We start from the raw sequence: 18,912 nt of genomic DNA, 5'->3' as shown, positions 1-18,912 counted from the left end.
CTAAATATCACAATCTATATGGCTACCTAAATTCTGTCCCTAATGGGACAGGTTTTATATGCACCCAAAAATTTACCCCTCATAGAAGTTGTCTCCAACTAGCTGATTTCAATGGTTTGTTGGTTACAACATGAACAAAGACTGTAAGAAAAGTACTTACCACAGGTGAGCACTGGTTAGTGGTTTGTCGGTCACAAGACCAACAAAAGCGAGAAGGCTATGACCGGAGAAAAACCACCCCTACCCCCTCCTGAATCAGGAGGGGAATTGGCTTCTGCTGGGTTTATAAATAGGTGAATTATCAGGAGTTTTCTACCTAAAAACTGAACTGGATTGATTCCTCGATAATATTGGAAGAGACAAAAAACTCCTATAAATAAACCAATATGGACTGAAAGCACCATAGTTTTAGAAGCATCTGAAAGTGGCTTTGAATGGCCGACTTAGAAAATGTACGTCCCGAAAGTTTGTGGGATTAGATTTACGATTGACGTCAATCAAACCCCGAGCACTATCGGGGAGTACATCGTAAATTCCAAGAGGCTTTTTAGAAGCTAAAGCGAAATGCACTAAAGTCCATAGTTTTAACTCCTTTTGCGACCAATAAAAAAAGGGGCACGCACCCCCTCTTTAATCATCAATCAACACTCTCAATCACTAATTAGTACCTATAGGAGCAAAGCTCACATCTTTTACAGCGGAAAGGTATGCACTCCAGTTTTCAGCGTACCAAGCATCCATTTTCTGCTGTAATTCTTTACGTCTGTCTTCAATTTGCTTCAATGAAGTTTTTTGAGCTTGCACTGGTGCATCGTAAGAACCACTCACGGCTCTTAAAAGCGTGAACACCTCTGTTTGCAACGGAGTTGGACCATCGCCACTTCCGCCACCAAAGAAGCCTCTACCTCCACGGCCAATAAGCCCTTGAAGTTCTTCCATCTCCTTTTTTATGTCATTGCTTTTGGTTCTGAGTTGGTTGTACTCTTCACCCCTTTTGCCTTCTAAAGCTTTAATCACTTTATCTACCGACTCGATATCTTCAGAGATTTTACCTGACATTTTTGTAACCTCATTATTGATCACTGAGATATCTCTTAGGAAGTCTCTTCTCGCAATGAGGTTGCTCATTACATACTCTTCCCTAGGGTCCATTTTATACTCTAGCGTAGTTTCATCTGACTCTCCACCTACAGTAATCTTCACCTTATAAGTACCAGGCAAAGCAGGTACACTACCGCCAAACCTGAACCTGTTGTTTCCTCCTTGAGGTTCGTCTTCCTGACCTGGTATGTTCTCATCGAATCTCCATGTAGCCACGTTAAGACCATCTTCTACAGGTATTTCAAAGTCTTTAATAAGTTCACCAGCTTGGTTAAATATTTCGATTTTAGCTTGAGGGCCTCTTGCTCTACCACCGGCTGCACCAGGTCTTCCTTGTCCACCTCTGCCTCCTTGGCCTTCGGCAAACTGGCCTCTTACAGGCGCTCCGTTAGCGTTAGCCTCTCTATTTGGCCTCTGAGGAGTTTCTGGTTTCTTAGCAAAGAACTTGATAGATGCTATTCCGTTTCTTCTATTCTCTCCTTCAAAAGTGGCATTACCCGGGTTTGCAGGTCCATGAGCCGATCTGGTACTCACTTGATAGGCAGTTACGGCCGGAATAGCAGTTACACTGGCGTCCATTACTTCTTTCTGCCCTTTAGAAGCCAATACTCTCAATGGGTTGATATCATCAAGAATCCAGATTGACCTTCCGAAAGTTCCGATTACTAAATCGCTTTCTCTCTCTTGAATCACCATGTCCATGGTAGAAACACTTGGGTAACCATTATTGAATTTGCTCCAAGTTTTAGCACCATCTATTGTTATGTACAAGCCGTGTTCTGTTCCATAGAACATCAAGTTTGGCTCAACTGGGTCTTGAACGAAGGAAAGTGAATAACCAAAGACATCATTTTCGTCTACTAGATGCTCCCATGTTTTACCATAGTTCTTTGTTCTTAACAAGTAAGGTTTAAAGTCGAACCTTCTGTAGTTATTTATGACTGCCACTGCCTCACCATTGTTGTACCTAGAAGCCTTAATTTGAGCCACCCAACTACCAGCAGGTACTCCTTTTAAATTGCCTCCAACATTGGTCCAAGTGGTGCCACCATCTCTAGTAATCTGAATATTACCATCATCTGTTCCTGCCCAGATTACACCTTTTTCAGTTGGGCTAGGCTCAATAGCTAATATAGTTGTATGGTTTTCTGCACCAGTAGCATCAATGGTTAGTCCACCACTTTTATCTTGTTGCTGCTTGGTGGTATCATTAGTAGTAAGGTCTGGAGAAATTACCTTCCAGTTACTTCCTTTATCTGTACTCTTGTGTACAAACTGACTACCGAAGTATATGGTGCTATTATCGAATGGATCTTGAGCGATAGCTGCATTCCAGTTAAACCTAAGTTTTACTTTAGGGTCTTCATGGGTAGGTCTGATATAGCTACTTCTACCAGTAACTTTGTCGTATCTAAACACATATCCTTGTTGAGACATAGCATAACCATAGCGAGAATCGTCTGGATCTGACACTACGTCAAAACCATCTCCGCCACCAATTGGCAAGAAATAGTCATTCCTTATTCCTTCGTTAGTCAATACATAGGCAGGCCCAGTATAAGTACCATTATCTTGTAAACCTCCATACACATTGTAAGGAAATTCATTATCTACCTCAATATGATAGAACTGACCTAATGGAAGGTTCTCAATAAACTGCCAAGTTTTACCCATATCTCGGGTAATGGCTAAGCCACCATCGTTACCCAAAAGCATATACTTGGGGTTATCTGGGTGAATATATAAGGCATGATTATCTACGTGAATGAGGTTTCGGCCAATAATGTTTTCAAAAGACTTACCACCATCTTCACTCCTATGAACATTGGTGAAAATGCTGTAAACACGGTTTTCGTTCTTCGGGTCTACATAGATGTCATAGTAATAGAAAGGTCTGTTTCCAATGTCTCTATTTTTGTTGATCATTTCCCAATTGAAACCACCATCGTCTGAACGATAAAGTGCATTCTGCTTGGCTTCAATTAGAGCATAAACTCTATTTGGGTTGTTAGTTGCGAAGGCAAGTCCCATTCTTCCAAGATCTCCTTCTGGCAAGCCATTCTTTTCTGCCGACTGTTTGGTCCAATTTTTACCTCCATCTAAGGTCATGTAAAGTCCAGAACTTGGGCCACCAGAAGTAAAGAACCAAGGTTCTCTTCTGTGTTGCCACATGTTCACCAAAATCTTATTAGGGTTAGCTGGATCCATCACCATATCGCCAACACCTGTCATTTTATCTACATAGAGAATCTTTTTCCAAGTTTCTCCACCATCGGTTGTTTTAAAAACACCTCTTTCTTCATGATCTCCCCAGGGAGAACCAATAGCACCAATGTAAACTGTATTCGGATCGTCTGGGTGGATGATTATTCTGTGAACATTTCTGGTTTTTTCTAGCCCCATCAGCTCCCAGGTTTTACCAGCGTCTAAACTTCTATACACACCGTAACCACCTGTTAAACTATTTCTTGGGTTACCTTCACCAGTTCCCACCCATACTACATCTGGATTTTTTTGGCTCACAGCCACTGCACCAATAGAAAGAGGAAGCTCATTATCGAAAATAGGCTCCCAAGCAATTCCACCACTTTCAGACTTCCAGAGGCCACCTGAGGCCGAACCTGCGTAAATAACGTCTGGTTGTGTTCTAACTACATCTATTGATGTAACCCTACCACTCATATTGGCAGGTCCTATACTCCTTGGTTTAAGCGACTCCATTTTGCTGAAGTCTACTTGCTGTGCGTTAAGTGTAACGGACACAGCCAGAACAACGAATCCGAAGATCATTTTGCTAATCTTTCGGAATGCAGTAATTTCTAGTCTTTGCATTTTAATTAAGGTTGATTTGAATTTGGACAGATAAGTAATTCAAAAGTTTAGTCTGCTGAAGGAAAATGGTATGAATGGTCAATTGTTGACCAAAACAAGTCACTTATTGGTTTAAGGCGATTGATCAACCCTTTCTTAAGGGTAACAAAAAAGAGGCTCCCTCAAAAACGACTTGCCATAATTGACAATGTTTTGAGGTAGCCTCTTTACAATTTTTCTTAACTAAACTACTTACTACCTATTGGAGAGAAGTTCACTGCTTTTACAGCATTCAGGTAAGCATTCCAATTACTAGTATACCAACTATCCATTTTCTGTTGAACCTCGGCTTGCTGCTTTTCAATTCTTTCCATCAGCATCTTCTGAGTTCTACCAGGCATATCATTAGTACCGCTTACAGACCTCATTGCCGAGAAAACATGTGAGATAAGCGGAGTTGGCCCATCTGAGCTACCCCAAAATCCTCTACTACTACTCCCTATAAGTGCCTGAATCTCTTCTAGCTCTTTTTTGGTTTCGTTACTTTTCTTCTTCAACTCGGCATATTCTTCGCCATTCTTACCTTTAAGTGCATCTAGAACACTTTGCACGGTTTTCAAATCTTCAGCTAGCTTAGAAGACATTGAAGCAACCTCTCGAGAAACCTCTCCTATCTGCTTCAACATATCTCTTTTAGCCACCAAAACTTCCATTGAAATATCCTCTCTCGGATCTGTTTTGTATTCCAACGAAGTTTCATCAGACTCACCATTAACAGTAACCTTTACCTTGTAAGTACCGGGTAATGCTGGTGTTCCTTGCCTTAAGAATCTTGAAATACCACCTTGATTACTAGCACCTTCTTGCTCAGGAGCATTTTCATCGAATCTCCATCTGGCTACATTCAAACCGTTTTCAATATTGGATTCAAAATCTCTAATCAAGTTCCCATTCATATCTAGGATTTCGATTTTGGCCTTTTGCTTCTTCTTAGCGTTATCATCCATTCCAGTATTTGCGAAGAATTTAATCTCTGCAAAACCGTAGGGCCTATTTTCGCCTGCAAAAGTAGCACTACCAGGGTGTCTCTGTCCATTTCCGGCCCTTGAACTCACCTGATAAGCCGTTTTAGTTGGCACTAGTGTTACAGAACTTTTAAGTACATCGTTCTGACCATTTTTAGCAAGAACTCTTAATGGTTGAATGTCATCTAACACATAAATAGCTCTACCAAAAGTACCAATTACCAAATCTGACTCCCTTTCTTGAATGGCTAAATCCATTGTAGAAACGTTCGGATATCCGTTGTTAAACTTAGTCCAGTTTTTAGCACCGTCTATTGATATGTAAAGACCGTGCTCTGTTCCTAAGAACATCAAATTAGGTTCAACTGGGTCTTGGATGAAAGACAAAGCATAACCAAATACATCTTCTTCGTCTACCAGTGACTCCCAAGATTTACCGTAGTTCTTTGTCATAAATACATACGGTTTAAAATCGAACCTTCTGTAGTTATTGATGACCACTACTGCCTCTCCTTTATTGTATTTGGAAGCACGGATTTGAGGAATCCAGCTACCTGCTGGCACACCTTTAATATTCTTAATTACGTTAGTCCAAGTCTGACCACCATCTCTAGTTATTTGAAGGTTACCGTCATCGGTTCCAGCCCAAATTACACCTTGCTCTACAGGGCTAGGCTCAATAGCCAAAACGGTAGTGTGGTTCTCTGCACCTGTGGCATCTATGGTCAAGCCACCGCTTTCATTTTGTCTTTGCTTAGTGGTATCATTTGTACTTAGGTCTGGTGAAATAACATCCCAACTATCTCCCTTATCTGGGCTTCTGTGCACAAACTGACTACCAAAGTAGATAACGTTATTGTCGAAAGGATCTTGAGCTATTGGCGAGTTCCAGTTAAATCGAAGCTTCATGTCTGGGTCTGGATGCATTGGCTTGACAGACTTAGTATTTCCGGTCAGCTTATCGTAACGCACCACATTTCCTTGTTGAGACATGGCATAGCCGTATCTTGAATCATCAATATCTGGTAGAGCATCGAAGCCATCACCTCCAAGTAGAGGCTGATAGTAATCATTTCTCAAACCTCCGCTTACCCATTTATAGGCTGGGCCAGTCCAAGTTCCGTTGTCTTGCATTCCTCCATACACATTGTATGGCAGCTCATTGTCTACTGCAATATGGTAGTACTGGCTAAGCGGAAGATTTTCCACAAACTGCCAGGTTTTACCCATATCTCTGGTAATGTGCAAACCACCATCGTTACCCAAAATCATGTATTTTGGATCGTCTGGATTAATGTACAAAGCATGGTTATCTACGTGAATCAGGCCATTGGGAATAAGTCTTTCAAAAGACTTCCCTCCATCTTCACTCACGTTTACATTGCTGAAAATAGTGTATAGCCTATTTTCATTGGTTGGGTCTACGTAAATATCGAAGTAGTAGAAAGGTCTGTTACCAATTTCCGATTTATTGTTGACCATTTTCCATGTATGACCGCCATCGTTCGACTGATAAAGGGCGTTCTTTTTTGCTTCGATAAGCGCATATACTCTATTTGGCTTATTCTCCGCAAAGGCAAGTCCCATTCTACCCAAATCGCCTTCTGGCAAGCCATTTTTCTCTGGCGTTTGTTTGGTCCAAGTCTTACCTCCGTCAAGTGTCATGTACAAGCCTGAGCTTGGACCGCCAGAAGTAAAGAACCAAGGCTCTCTTCTATGTTGCCACATGTTTACAAGAATCTTATCTGGATTAGAAGGATCCATCACCATATCGGCCACTCCAGTCATTTGATCTACATAGAGAATCTTCTCCCAAGTCTCACCGCCATTGGTAGTTTTATACACACCGCGCTCCTCATGGTCACCCCAAGGCGAACCAATAGCACCTACAAAAACCGTATTAGGATCGTCTGGATGAATAATTATTCTGTGAATGTTACGAGTCTTTTCCAAGCCCATCAGCTGCCAGGTCATTCCAGCATCTATACTTTTATACACTCCATAACCGCCTGTTAAACTGTTTCTTGGGTTACCTTCACCAGTTCCCACCCAAATAACATCTGGGTTTTTCTGGCTAAGTGTTACGGCTCCTATTGAAAGGGGTAATTCTGAATCGAAAATAGGCTCCCAGCTTAGGCCGCCACTTTCAGACTTCCAAAGTCCGCCTGAAGCAGAACCTGCATATATAATCTCTGGGCTACTTCTAATTACATCTACCGATGTAATTCTACCACTCATTCCTGCTGGTCCAATGTTCCTTGGCTTGAGTGACTCCATTTTGGAGAAGTCGATGGTTTGGGCTGATAACGTTGAGGCTGCAAAGCACAGCATAACGAATAATGCGCCACCAAAAGACTTCAAAAAATTGTTTCTAGTCATTTTTAATTGCTTTATGGTTGATTTCCGAAACTCAAAAAGTAGCAATTAACTCAAACCTACGGGAGGCCTTTTAGATAAGTGGTAAGTGGCTCTATTGAGAAGCCACAAGCTCTATATTACAATATTCAGAATAAATTATATTATTGACGTATAGGTAATTATCCTTTAGGAGATGGACTCATCTAATCCGTAATGCCCAATGACTTAATCCCTTGAATGATTTTTTCTTATAGAATGAATCTGGGCTACCTCAGGCATATATATAACCTCTAATTGACTTTTATGAATAGCTCATCATTTAAAGCAGTGATTTCTAAAGATATTATCACTTCTTCAAAGTATACATTTGGTCAGGTTATCTTAAAAATTTTATAGCGATGAAAACTCAATCTATTAAACAGCTCTACACTCTTATACTTACTCTATTGGTTTCGGTAACGGCTTTTGGTCAATCACAAAAAGTCTCCGGCATTAATGAGTTTCTAACCACACTAGATAAGCATAACAAGTTTATGGGCGTGGTGGCTATTTATGAAAATGGCGAACAACAATACATTAAAGCAAGCGGATATGCTGACGTGCAAAATGGAAAAAAGCTGAATACCGATACTCGATTTAGAATTGGTTCTATCAGCAAGATGTTCACCGCTGTTCTTACGTTTCAAACAATAGAAAAAGGGCTTTTAAGTTTAGATACACCTCTATCCGATTACTATCCAGAAATAAGTAATTCCGAGAAAATTACCATCTCCGACATGCTAGAACACAGGAGTGGAATTCCCAATTTCACTAATACAGGAGAATATATAGCAAAAATGGAATCGGGCCTTAGTGAATCAGAAGTCTTAAAAATCATTAAAAGCATGAAGGTTGAAATACAACCAAAGACACAAACCTCATACTCTAATTCAAACTACTATTTACTGAGCAAAATTCTTGAAAAAACAACGCAAAAGACCTTTGATCAACTCCTTACTCAAGGAATTACTGCACCTCTCAAACTCAAAAACACATTCTACGGAAGTGAAATTGACCCTACCAAAAACGAGGCATATTCTTACAAGTTCAGTGTTTCTAACAATAAATGGGCGAAGGCCAGTGAAACCAATATGGGAATACCGTTAGGCGCAGGAGCTATTGTATCAAACACAGCAGATTTATCAGCTTTTATCAACGCCTTATTCACTGGGAAATTAATATCCGATAAAAGCTTGGAGCAGATGAAAGAAATAAAGGATGGGTTAGGAAAAGGCATGATGGTTTTCCCTTTCTATTCACAAATGGCCTTCGGACACAACGGTTCAATAGACGGCTTTGAGTCCAGCTTGGCTTATTTTCCAGACTCCAAAACAACAGTTGTAATGTTGGCTAATGCATTATCTGATTACAGCTTTAACAACATAGCTTTGGGAGTTTTGAGTAATTGGTTTGGCAAACCTTTTGACGCTCCCAATTTTTCAGAAAAACCAGTTAAACGTACAGCCGAAGAACTTAAAGCCTTCAGCGGTACCTATTCTAACAGCCAAATTCAAATGAACATTAAGGTTTGGGAAGAGAATGGTAGTTTAATGGCCCAAGCCGATGGCCAATCAGCTTTCAATTTAGACAGTTACGAAAACGATACTTTTAAATTCATTCCCGCTGGCATTACCATGAAGTTCGATTTAGATCAAAAGCGTTTTACATTACTGCAAGGTGGTGGAGAGTTTGTTTTTGTGAAGAAGTAAATCCCCCGGCTGTCGCCAATTTATAAATTGAGTGCTTCTAGTAGTTTCTTCCGTTCTATGGATCGTACTCATATATGAAAATAACTAGGCAGATCCCTCCACTATGCTCGGGATGGAAAAGTAGTAACCATGGAGTTCAGAGCCTACTTTTTCATTCTGAGTTTATCGAAGAATCGGCCAAGAAGTAATTAGATAAACCCCTTCTCCATGGTCGGTTGAAAAAATGAGAGATTACACCCTCTTACAAATCTTGGCAAATTCACAGTAGCCACAGCGCTCCAAATCATCGGTTTGAGCGAAAGGAATTTCAGGATTGAATATTTCCCGAACCAGACTATTCACCCGACCGCCAAAGGCTTCTATTTCTTGATCAGCGAGCGTCTGACCATTCTTGAGCCATTGCGTTCCTTGGCTCAGGCTCTTCATTGTGGTGATACCGACTTTGATTGGTTTCTCTACATGTGGACGAACCAAAACAGCATACAGATAAGCCTGAAAACCGGACTTGTATTTCGGGTCTTGGAAGTGGGTTTCTAGAATTTCTTCGTCAGATTTAGCAGGTCTGCCTTTAGGTACAAAATCCACCTTACCGGTTTTGTAATCGGTAATTCTGAGTACACCATCTTTCTCATCCACACGGTCAATGGTTCCGCTGATTCTTGCTGTTCCCACATTTGGGATTGAAACCAACTGCTCATAACCTTCCTGCTCGAGGCCTACAACCTTGAATGGTGCATCGGCTATATCCAGATCGAGCACCTTCTGAATCAGTTGTTCCATTACCTCTTTGGTTACCAAATCTCGTCCTGTTAGCTGCTGATTATCCTGCACGATTTTATTGCGCTTTAAGGAATCGATCAACTGCTTTTCAACCTGAGATTTCAGGAGCTTGATTTGCTCAGAACCAATTTCTCTCCCCACCCACTGTTGATACAGGTATTCGAGCACCTCGTGAACGACAATCCCCAAATTTCGGGCATCAATATCTTCCCCAACATCCTCCAATTCTTTGAAACTGGCTACATTCTTCAAGTAGAATTTCAGTGGACAAGTAATGTAATTGGTAAGAGATGTTGGAGAAAGGAATTTACCATCTTCAGCTTCCACCGTAAATCGCTTCAGCAGATTAATGACATCTTCGCCTTTCTCAACCTGAACCGAAACATCAGTTTGCACATTGGGTACCAACCCCTCGTAATTCTGACTTTGAACAGTATAATGAGGCAGGTTTTTATAACGCTTTAACCGTTGCAGAATAAACCGACTCTTCTCCCCTGTTGAATCGCCTTGAGTTGTATTGTCATAAACAAAGTGAATCTCTTCAGCTCTCTGAATCAATCGCTTAAAGTGATAGGCATAAATGGCATCTTGCTCTTCAAAAGTCGGTAATTCGAAAACTCTTCTGAGTCCATACGGCACGTAAGAGTTGAGCGTCCTTGCAGTTGGCAATTTGCCTTCATTGGCCGAAACCACTATTAGATGTTTAAAGTCCAACGTTCTGGTTTCTAGAAAGCCCATGACCTGAACACCTCTGACTGGTTCACCTTCAAATGGAATCTTAGCTGCCCTGAAATGCTCCTGAATGATTTTCCTGATAAGCTTCAGGCTGAAATCCTGACGGTCTTGCAAATAGTCATTCAGCTGATTCAACGACTTCAAAAAGAAGTAGATAAACTCCTGATCTGTGGTTCCGCTATCAGTCTCCTTAAAGTGGTAAAAAACAGAAGTGAGATATGACTTCAGAGAGTTGTAGATGCTTGTCCAATCGAGTTTTGAACTTAAAAGCGACTTCAACTCCAGAGAATTCAATTTCTCTATTACCTCACTTTTTAATACTCTAGTGCGCTTCTCTACCAAAAACCACTGGTTCAATTGCTGATATACTTCAGGTTCAAAAACGGCAGCATAAGCGTTGGAAAGGAAAGGTCGGAAATCATAGACATGAAAAACCAACTCGCCATCTCTCAGCTGTGCTTTTCTAACCAGTTCCAAATAACTCAACACAAAGTCAAATACCACCGTGGCCTTCATGGGATAACCCATCGTAACGTTGACTTTATGTCGCTGCATCGGCATGCTATAGAGCAGCGGAATCAGCAGCTTTTCATCGGCAAGAACAACCGCAGTTTCTTCAGGCTTAGCTCCAGCATCCAAAAGCTCAGTCACTTTCTGAGCTGCCAACTGAGCCTGAGCCATATTCTGTGGTACAGAATGCAAAGTGATTTGCTTTGGCTCTTCCAGTGAGTTCGCATCGAAAAGCACACTGTTTGGCCATTTAATTAGATAATCTCGAAGGAAATCTCCGGCTTCTTCCTGTTTCTCTTCTACATAGTAACCGTCTAAATCCCAGTATAACTGTGCTTTTCCTGCCTTCACCAAAGCATCGAAAATTATCTCCTCCGCTTTAGACAATGCATTGAATCCGCAGAAATGATATTGAGCAAAATGGTGATCGAAATTCTCCTGTGAAAGTACATTGGCCAGATTACGATAGAGCATTCCGCCATAGGCCTTTTCTTCTTTCGCCAGTTCCTCCTGGTAGACCTCATACACCGCTCCTACTTCCTTCCATATTTTCAGGAATTCAGTGAGCAGTTTAGTCTTCTCATTCTTTTCAGTTAGGGTTCTGTAACGAGCAATGATCTCCCGAAACTCATCATTATATCCGAAGACATTATCGATTTCCTTAATGTCTTGTAGTGCAGAATAAATCTTTTTGGCATCAGCCATATACCTGTCGATCTCATCATAATCTTTGAGGATGATTTTACCCCAGGCATAGAAATCGTCAAACTCTAGGTCTTTGTCTTTCGACTGGTAGATTTTGTACAGATGGAAAAGCAGTGTCAACTCATCGGTGATGGTCATTCCCGTCATTCGCTGCACGAATTCTTCTACACTGAAGATGGCAGGAAGCATGAAATTCTGATCTCCATATTTGTCCAACAATGCTCGTTTGAAGAACACTCCTCCCCGCTTAGTAGGAAAGACAAAACAATGGTTCTTCAACTCAGGAAGCTGCTCTGCGGATATCTGCTCAACAAGATTTTGGTGGAAGGTTAGCATGATAAAACCTCCTTTCTTGGTACTTGATTTAGTAAGCTTTCTATGTAGTTGGAGATCGAGAAACTCCCCTCTTGCACTTCCAATTCCCCACCTGTTTTAGGAGGGGTTAGGGGTGATAAAATTCCCGTATCCCCCTTTCTAAAGGGGGAATGGTTCGCACTGAAATTGATATTAATCAAGCTTATGGAATTAAACAGACGGATTCTAGCAGTGACACTCCTCCTTGGCGAAGGAGGTTGGGAGGATTGGTTTCTGAATCTAATCCCCCTAGCCCCCTTTTCAAAAAAGGGGGAATAATTCGCGCTAGCCATTTTAGCTTCTGTATCAATCAATGGAGACTGTTGAAGTGTCTTCTTGCACTTCTCTTGTCCCCTTGGCAAGGAACCTGCATGAGTTAAACTCTTCATCTCTCCACCTCCTTCACCAAAACAGGTTCAACATAAATTAGATAACCAGAAACCTTTTCAAAGCCCATGGCTTGAATGGCTCGCATATATCGATGCACTTGAGCATGGTGGCTATCACTTTCAATTTCCTTTTTGTAGTCTATCACTACTGCTTCATTTCCTTTGAAGAGCAATCGATCTGGTTGGTGCTCCCGCCCTTCGAACCAAATACTTCTTTCATTGTAGACTTCATATTCGTCCGAAAACCAAGCGTCAATCTGCTCTTGCGCGAACAATTTTTCAATCCGTTCTTCCACTTGGTTTACCACCTCCCTACTCATTTCACCTGACTGCAGTCTTTGCCTGAGAACAATAGGCAAATCTTCTCTCACACGGATCTCTGACAGCACATCATGCACCTGATTTCCGAGGGTGATATTCTTGGCCTGCTCTGTTTCTTGAAGCATAAAGAATCGGTCCGAGTCGTTTCGGATGGACAGCTGATCGAGAAATGAGGTTGCAGGATATATTTTCAAAACCTCACTCGCTTGATGCGTTTCTGCCTTTCCAACCTTCACGTGATCTTCACCTAGGGAAAACTGGATGTAATCAGATTCTTCCGACTTCTGCAAACCTGCTTCTTCCAGCAAACCAATCATCAACTGATGAATTTGAGCTGTTCCTGGCTTGGTTTGTGGTGCCGATAAGTAGAGCTTTTCTCTAGGTCTGGTAAAAGCCACATAAGTCTTGTTGAGAATATCCAAAGCGCTTTCCTCTGCCTCTTTATAATAATCGTTTTCGAAATAGGAGTCTGTAAGGAGTCCCTTACTGAAGTCTAAAGGAATGTATTTCAGTTCAGCATATTCTGGCGGCACATGCTTGGTCCAGAATTGATGTATGGTAGGCCTTGGGAGCAAATCCCAACTGGTGAATGGAATAAAAACGATTGGCGACTCTAGACCTTTCGATTTGTGAATTGAAAGAATCCGAATGGCATTGGTTTGCTCGCTGGTGCTTACGGTCTGATTTTCTCCTTCCTTCTCCCACCACTCGAGAAAACTAGCGATGGAGTTTCGGCCTTTCTGGGTCTGTTCCAACACTAAATCAAGCAACTGTTGAAGGTAGATGTCCGCGCTCTCCTTCAGGTCGAAAATGATCAGGAGCACGCAAACCAGGTCGAAAAGCGACTGCTGTTTTAGGGAATGAGTCTGCTGAGTAAATTCTGGTGGAAAACCAGCTTTTTCCAAGGTAAGTCTTTGTTTTTTGGAAGTTAGTAAGGCTTCTGAATAATCCTGACCTGTTAATCTCTTGTAAAGGATGATTAGACTTAGTGTCTGAACTTCGTCTTTTCCTGACTGCAAATAGCCTAGCAATTCGAGCACAAACATGACCAAATCGCTCTGCTGTAGTTTTAGCGAATCACCATTGATGAATGGAATTTGCTCCAGCATCAATCGGTTGGCCACGTCTGAGATTTCGCTATTTCTATTCACGAGAATCAGCATATCTTTCAGTCCGTAGCTTTTGTCCTGATTTTGCCTGATATTCTCTACCAAGTTATCAATAGCCAAGTCCTTCCAGCCCTCTGCCTCAAAGAACTTCATATTTACAAAGCCACCTTTTTGCTTCTTAATATCCTGAGCATGACCTTCGAAGGCCAACTCAAAAAGGTTGCTTTCGGTCAGTGAGTCATTCTCCCTTAACGCAGAAGGCAGCCGATCGAAAAGTGCATTGTTGAAATTGACAATCTCGCTTAAGCTGCGATAGTTGTCTGATAAGTTTCTATCTGCTTCATTCGGATAAAACAGCCCCAATTCTTCTTTAATCTGACTCAAGAGCAGTCGCATGTTTCCTCCCCTGAAACGATAAATTGACTGCTTTACATCCCCAACAATCAGCACTTCATGCCCCTCAGACAAGGCATTGATGATTAACGGTTTTAGGTTGAACCACTGGAAGTTGGAAGTGTCCTGAAACTCATCGATCATGATATGTTTGTAGAAACTTCCGAGTTTCTCAAAGATGAAAGGAGCATCGGCTTCGCGAAGCACTTCTTTGAGAATGATATTGGTATCAGAAATGAGCATCACATTGTGCTCATCGCGATAGTCCTTTAGTTTTTGATGAAGCGATTCCAACAAACCAAAAGCATAGATATTTTTGAGAATGGCTCTGGCCGTATTATAATGTTTTCGTTCTTTAGTGACGAAGGCCAAAGCATCTGTTCCGATATAGTGCAAGTCGGATTCTCCTAGCTGACAGGCCAATTCAAAATTTGGACTCTTTTTGGCTCCCCACTGCATTTCTCCATCCAGTGTCTGAAGAAACCTCTTCTTCGTGTCGATTTCAAAGTCGCCTTTATCCAGCGCATAGAAAGCGGCAATGGCTCCTGACGTTCCGTAATGAAAATCTGCCGCAGTCAACCCGTTTTGACTCAACACCTCAAAGGCTTTATTCGCAAATGATTTAGCTGTTTTCTCAAAGGTTTTGATTTCTTTCTTTAAGCTTTCAATCAGGTTTTTCAGCGAGGCTAATTCAACCTTCTGGTCGTTGAACCCATCTTGAAACTCCTCTTTAAAGAGGTTCTTTCCTAACTTCTGAATCTGCTGGTCTACATTCCAGCTTTTGTCATTTTCGACCTGATCTTTAGAATACTGAGTGAGCCAGTTTTTGATCTCAGGCTGATCGTCCAGCTCTCGGAACAGGTTATCGATGGTTTCATTCAAGGCGAGATCTTGGTTCATTTCCACCTCATAGCTTAAAGGCAAATTCAGTTCCCTAGCAAAGGACTTCAACACCCTGGAAAAGAAACTATCTATGGTAGAAACCTCAAAACGGCTGTAGTTGTGAATGATCAAGTCGTAGGCTTCATTCGCTCTGGCAGCTATCTGACTTACATCGAACCTTCCTTCGAATTCAGAAATCAGGACTTTCTCCAAATCAGAAGTTTCGCCCGATGCTAGTTCTTCCAGATTCCGAAGAATCCGAGATTTCATTTCCTCAGTCGCCTTATTGGTAAAAGTAATAGCCAGAATATGCCTGTAATCCTGAGGGTTAGCAATCAGTAGTTTGATGTACTCTTTTACTAGCGTAAAGGTCTTTCCTGAACCTGCAGATGATTTGTAAACAGTTAAAGCCAAATGGGTATTTGTTTGACTTGAAATTAAAGAAAGACAAGGAACTCTGTACTATTAACGAATAAGATTAAAGCTTCCTCTGTAGGTTTCTTCAAAAGGACGATTATTTACAACTCCTGAATAAAAAATCAGGTAGGAGTAGTTACCTACAGCTGCTGGTTTTCCAAGATATGTTCCGTCCCATCCCTCTTCAACGTTGGTAGTGGTGTATACTACAGCACCCCACTTATTATAAACCTGCATCATAAAACCTGAAGAACAATCAGCCTGTGGCATAAAAATGTCATTTTCACCATCATTATTTGGGCTGAACGCATTGGGAATAAAGATTCTTGGTTCTCTTTCAGAAATGTCAAATGTCATACTCTTCTCGCATCCATTGCTATCTACCAGTTTTACCGTGTAAGTTCCTTTTGCAAACCCACTTCCTTCGGTTGAAGCAACATTTGGATTATTACTCCAATAGAAACTGTAATCAGGCGTGCCTCCTTTAGCATCTATAAAAGTTCTTCCATTTGATTCATCAGGACAAACTGGAACTTTAATAAATGCTTCCATATCGAATTGAAGAGGCGATGGTTCAGAAACTTCTATATTCTGAGAAATTGAACATCCATTTCTATCAGTGATGGTTATGGTATACTCACCTTTCCCCAGTCCACTTATATCACCACTACTAAATACGTTAGAGACGCCATTACCTTCTACCAAAAATGAGTAATTGCCAGCTTGAAACGGTGTACCGCCTTGAACTTCTACTTTGGCTCCTCCACTATCTTCTTGATAACAAAATGAGGGAATAACCTCAATATTAGCAAACAATGGATCTGGCTCATTTACGTATATGCTACTAACGGTAGAACAGCCCAATTCATCGGTTACAGTTGCAATATAATTCCCTGAACTCAAACCACTTATTGACTCCCCTTGCATTCCATTGTCCCATGTTACCTCATAAGCACCACCTTTACCTCCAGCAATGTTTAGGACAATACTTCCATTAGATTCTCCCTTGCACAGTACATCAAACACCTCTGGCGACACGGTAACCTCTTTCAATACCTTTACTTGAAGCTTATCAGAGAAGCCCTCGCAATCAGATAGTTTCTCATTGAACTCTCTATACCAAACCTCTCCAAAAGAACTATTACCCCAGTCTATGAAGACTTCGTTGGAATTGATATCTGTATCTGGTGTAAAACTCCCACCATTTACAAACCATTGATAACTGGAGCCAGGGGTTTTAGGAGTAAAGTACTTTACTCTTTGCCGATCCGAAAAACAGACCTCCTTGTGGTTAGAACCTTCAGATTGAGGGATGGCTGGCTGAAGATTGGGATTAACTCTGATTGGAAAAGTCACCTTCTCTCCTTCACAACCAAGGCTATTTGTAGTCACTACGTAAAGTGCTGCATTTTCATTGCTATCTCCCCAATTCACTGTAACTGTGCTGCCCACCGAAGAAGAAACGATTACACCGCCTTCAATTCCCCATGAGTAAGAGTTACCTTCATCACCAGTAACCTGATACACCACTCCTTCTGTAGCTGGACAAACCGACCGAGGCCCTACCAATTCTTCTGGAGCTGAATCTTTTACAATAAACTTTCTTGCTATTAAGTCTTGCGTACTGCAATTACCTAACCCGTCACTGGCTAACAAAAAAACCTCATACTCACCCGGCTCTTTATACTGGTGATTTATTTGTGCTCCATGTGCCTTATTACCATCACCAAGGTCCCATTCAAAAATGGAATAATCTGGAACATCTGGACCAGCCTTGATAAATACTGAAAAATCTATTGTTTCATTAATACAAATCTCAGACAAATCTGGGCTAGCATTCTCTGCTCCTAATTCAATTTTAACATTTAGATTTTCTAAGGCTACACCTGCACTATAACCGAAAGACTCCTGACTTCCATATCCATAAATAAACGCTATAACCCCATCAGGTGCTTCTAGGGTATGACTCCCTTGCTGAATTTCTATTGATGCATAAGCGGCATCTTGGAAAGAGCTAAACCGATTTTTTATATTAACCCCATCTAGTAAAACATCACTTTCATCAGATGATAACTTGATAAGAGTTAAAAAATAACGGTCTATGTCTTCTACGTCAAAAGCATGGAAGGTAGCTTGCTGAATTCTCTGCTCAAGAGGACTTACCACTATGTAAAAGGGGTCAGAGTTGGTTTTATCACAAGAGCGAGACCTGCTAAACTGTGAGAAGCTTATTGGTTTGTCTGAGGTTATCTTTCTTACCCCATCCATAGCTTTGTTAATATATGACTCTCCGGCATCTAGTGTAATAGTCCCTATTCCACCAGTTAAAGTCACCTTTGTATTATCAAATGCCGCAAGAATTTTTATGTAGTCACCACCTAACCGAGTTTCATAAGGCACGTAAAGAAAGTTTTGCCCCCAAGTAGATAGTGGAAACATCTGTTCAAAAAGGTGGTCTCTTGCATCACCACACCCCCCTACATTGGTAAAAACATTTCCTCCAAAAACGGCTACCTTTTTACAATCTGTATTATTCGAACTTACAGACCTTACAATTGTACCTGTAAGGTCTTCTCTCGACTTGATTTGATATGTCTCACCTGCATTTAAAGTAACATTATTAGACTCTCCTTTCTTTAGACCTCTATAAGTGTCTACAGTTGTTATAACCTCTACCTGAGTATTATCTTCAGTGGCTACAATTAACATATTTGATTCTCTAGAAGATGGTATAATATCACCAGGAGGCTCCATATGAGCAGTAACTATATACTCCTTCCCTAAAGCTGTTGTTGGCAAAACTACCGTTGCATCTGCACTAGATTGTCTTTTATTCAAAGCATATACAGAAACAAAATTATCTGAAGTAACTCGGAGCCCGATTGGTCTTATACCTTCCTTTAAAGGCATAAACTCCGATGTGGGTAGAACAACTTTCTCAGTAGAGCCCGGACTTACCGTTACTGTTTGCTTAAAATCACCTAAAGGTGCTTCTACTGTAACTTGTGACGTTTGCCTAGAAGAAATATAGATTTCTAAGAAAACTGGAGGACCACCTAACTCATTCTGCATAAAGCCCAACCAGAACTCTTTACCTTCGGTGGTAGTTTGAGAAAATAGTTGTGTATTTACGAGTAATAATAAGAATACTGCACAGCAGATCCGAGCCAATTTCAGCATGGTGTGATTACTTAGATATTGCATTATTAATACACTCAAAACAACCAGACTACCTTAGCCAGTACTGAGCAACTCATTGATCTGACTCTCTATA

General features: G+C 41.1%; 6 protein-coding genes. 1 reads left to right on the top strand and 5 read right to left on the bottom strand.

What is annotated here, in order from left to right:
* Positions 1-657: 657 nt before the first annotated feature.
* Positions 658-3,933 (bottom strand): WD40/YVTN/BNR-like repeat-containing protein, encoded by a 3,276-nt coding sequence (locus AWW68_RS13045; RefSeq protein ID WP_084375682.1) that lies wholly within the window; start codon positions 3,931-3,933, stop codon positions 658-660.
* A gap of 227 nt (positions 3,934-4,160) precedes the next feature.
* A complete protein-coding gene (locus tag AWW68_RS13040) occupies positions 4,161-7,316 on the bottom strand; it encodes a VPS10 domain-containing protein (RefSeq protein WP_245660238.1) in 3,156 nt (1,051 codons plus the stop codon).
* 377 nt (positions 7,317-7,693) lie between these two features.
* Between AWW68_RS13040 and AWW68_RS13035 the strand changes: the two genes are divergently transcribed.
* On the top strand, positions 7,694-9,043 hold the full coding sequence (locus AWW68_RS13035) for a serine hydrolase domain-containing protein (RefSeq protein WP_068221737.1): 1,350 nt from the start codon (positions 7,694-7,696) through the stop codon (positions 9,041-9,043).
* A gap of 231 nt (positions 9,044-9,274) precedes the next feature.
* On the opposite strand, the gene AWW68_RS13030 is transcribed toward AWW68_RS13035, so the two are convergent.
* From AWW68_RS13030 to AWW68_RS13015, 3 genes are all read right to left on the bottom strand, one after another.
* The gene (locus AWW68_RS13030) at positions 9,275-12,109 is read right to left on the bottom strand and encodes a PD-(D/E)XK nuclease family protein (RefSeq protein ID WP_068221735.1); all 2,835 of its coding nucleotides are present in this window, start codon (positions 12,107-12,109) and stop codon (positions 9,275-9,277) included.
* Between the two features lie 403 nt (positions 12,110-12,512).
* Positions 12,513-15,635, bottom strand: coding sequence for a UvrD-helicase domain-containing protein (locus tag AWW68_RS13020; protein WP_068221730.1), 3,123 nt, complete (start codon positions 15,633-15,635; stop codon positions 12,513-12,515).
* A 51-nt stretch (positions 15,636-15,686) separates the two neighbouring features.
* The gene (locus tag AWW68_RS13015) at positions 15,687-18,842 is read right to left on the bottom strand and encodes a T9SS type B sorting domain-containing protein (RefSeq protein ID WP_068221728.1); all 3,156 of its coding nucleotides are present in this window, start codon (positions 18,840-18,842) and stop codon (positions 15,687-15,689) included.
* Positions 18,843-18,912: the final 70 nt, after the last annotated feature.

It is taken from the genome of Roseivirga spongicola (assembly GCF_001592965.1).
Lineage (GTDB): Bacteria > Bacteroidota > Bacteroidia > Cytophagales > Cyclobacteriaceae > Roseivirga > Roseivirga spongicola.
This window is presented reverse-complemented; position numbering and strand designations above follow the sequence as displayed.

Bases quoted from the DNA above. Each gene is read 5' to 3' on its own strand.
- AWW68_RS13045 (WP_084375682.1), bottom strand. From the start codon at position 3,933: ATGCAAAGACTAGAAATTACTGCATTCCGAAAGATTAGCAAAATGATC.
- AWW68_RS13040 (WP_245660238.1), bottom strand. From the start codon at position 7,316: ATGACTAGAAACAATTTTTTGAAGTCTTTTGGTGGCGCATTATTCGTT.
- AWW68_RS13035 (WP_068221737.1), top strand. From the start codon at position 7,694: ATGAAAACTCAATCTATTAAACAGCTCTACACTCTTATACTTACTCTA.
- AWW68_RS13030 (WP_068221735.1), bottom strand. From the start codon at position 12,109: ATGCTAACCTTCCACCAAAATCTTGTTGAGCAGATATCCGCAGAGCAG.
- AWW68_RS13015 (WP_068221728.1), bottom strand. From the start codon at position 18,842: ATGCAATATCTAAGTAATCACACCATGCTGAAATTGGCTCGGATCTGC.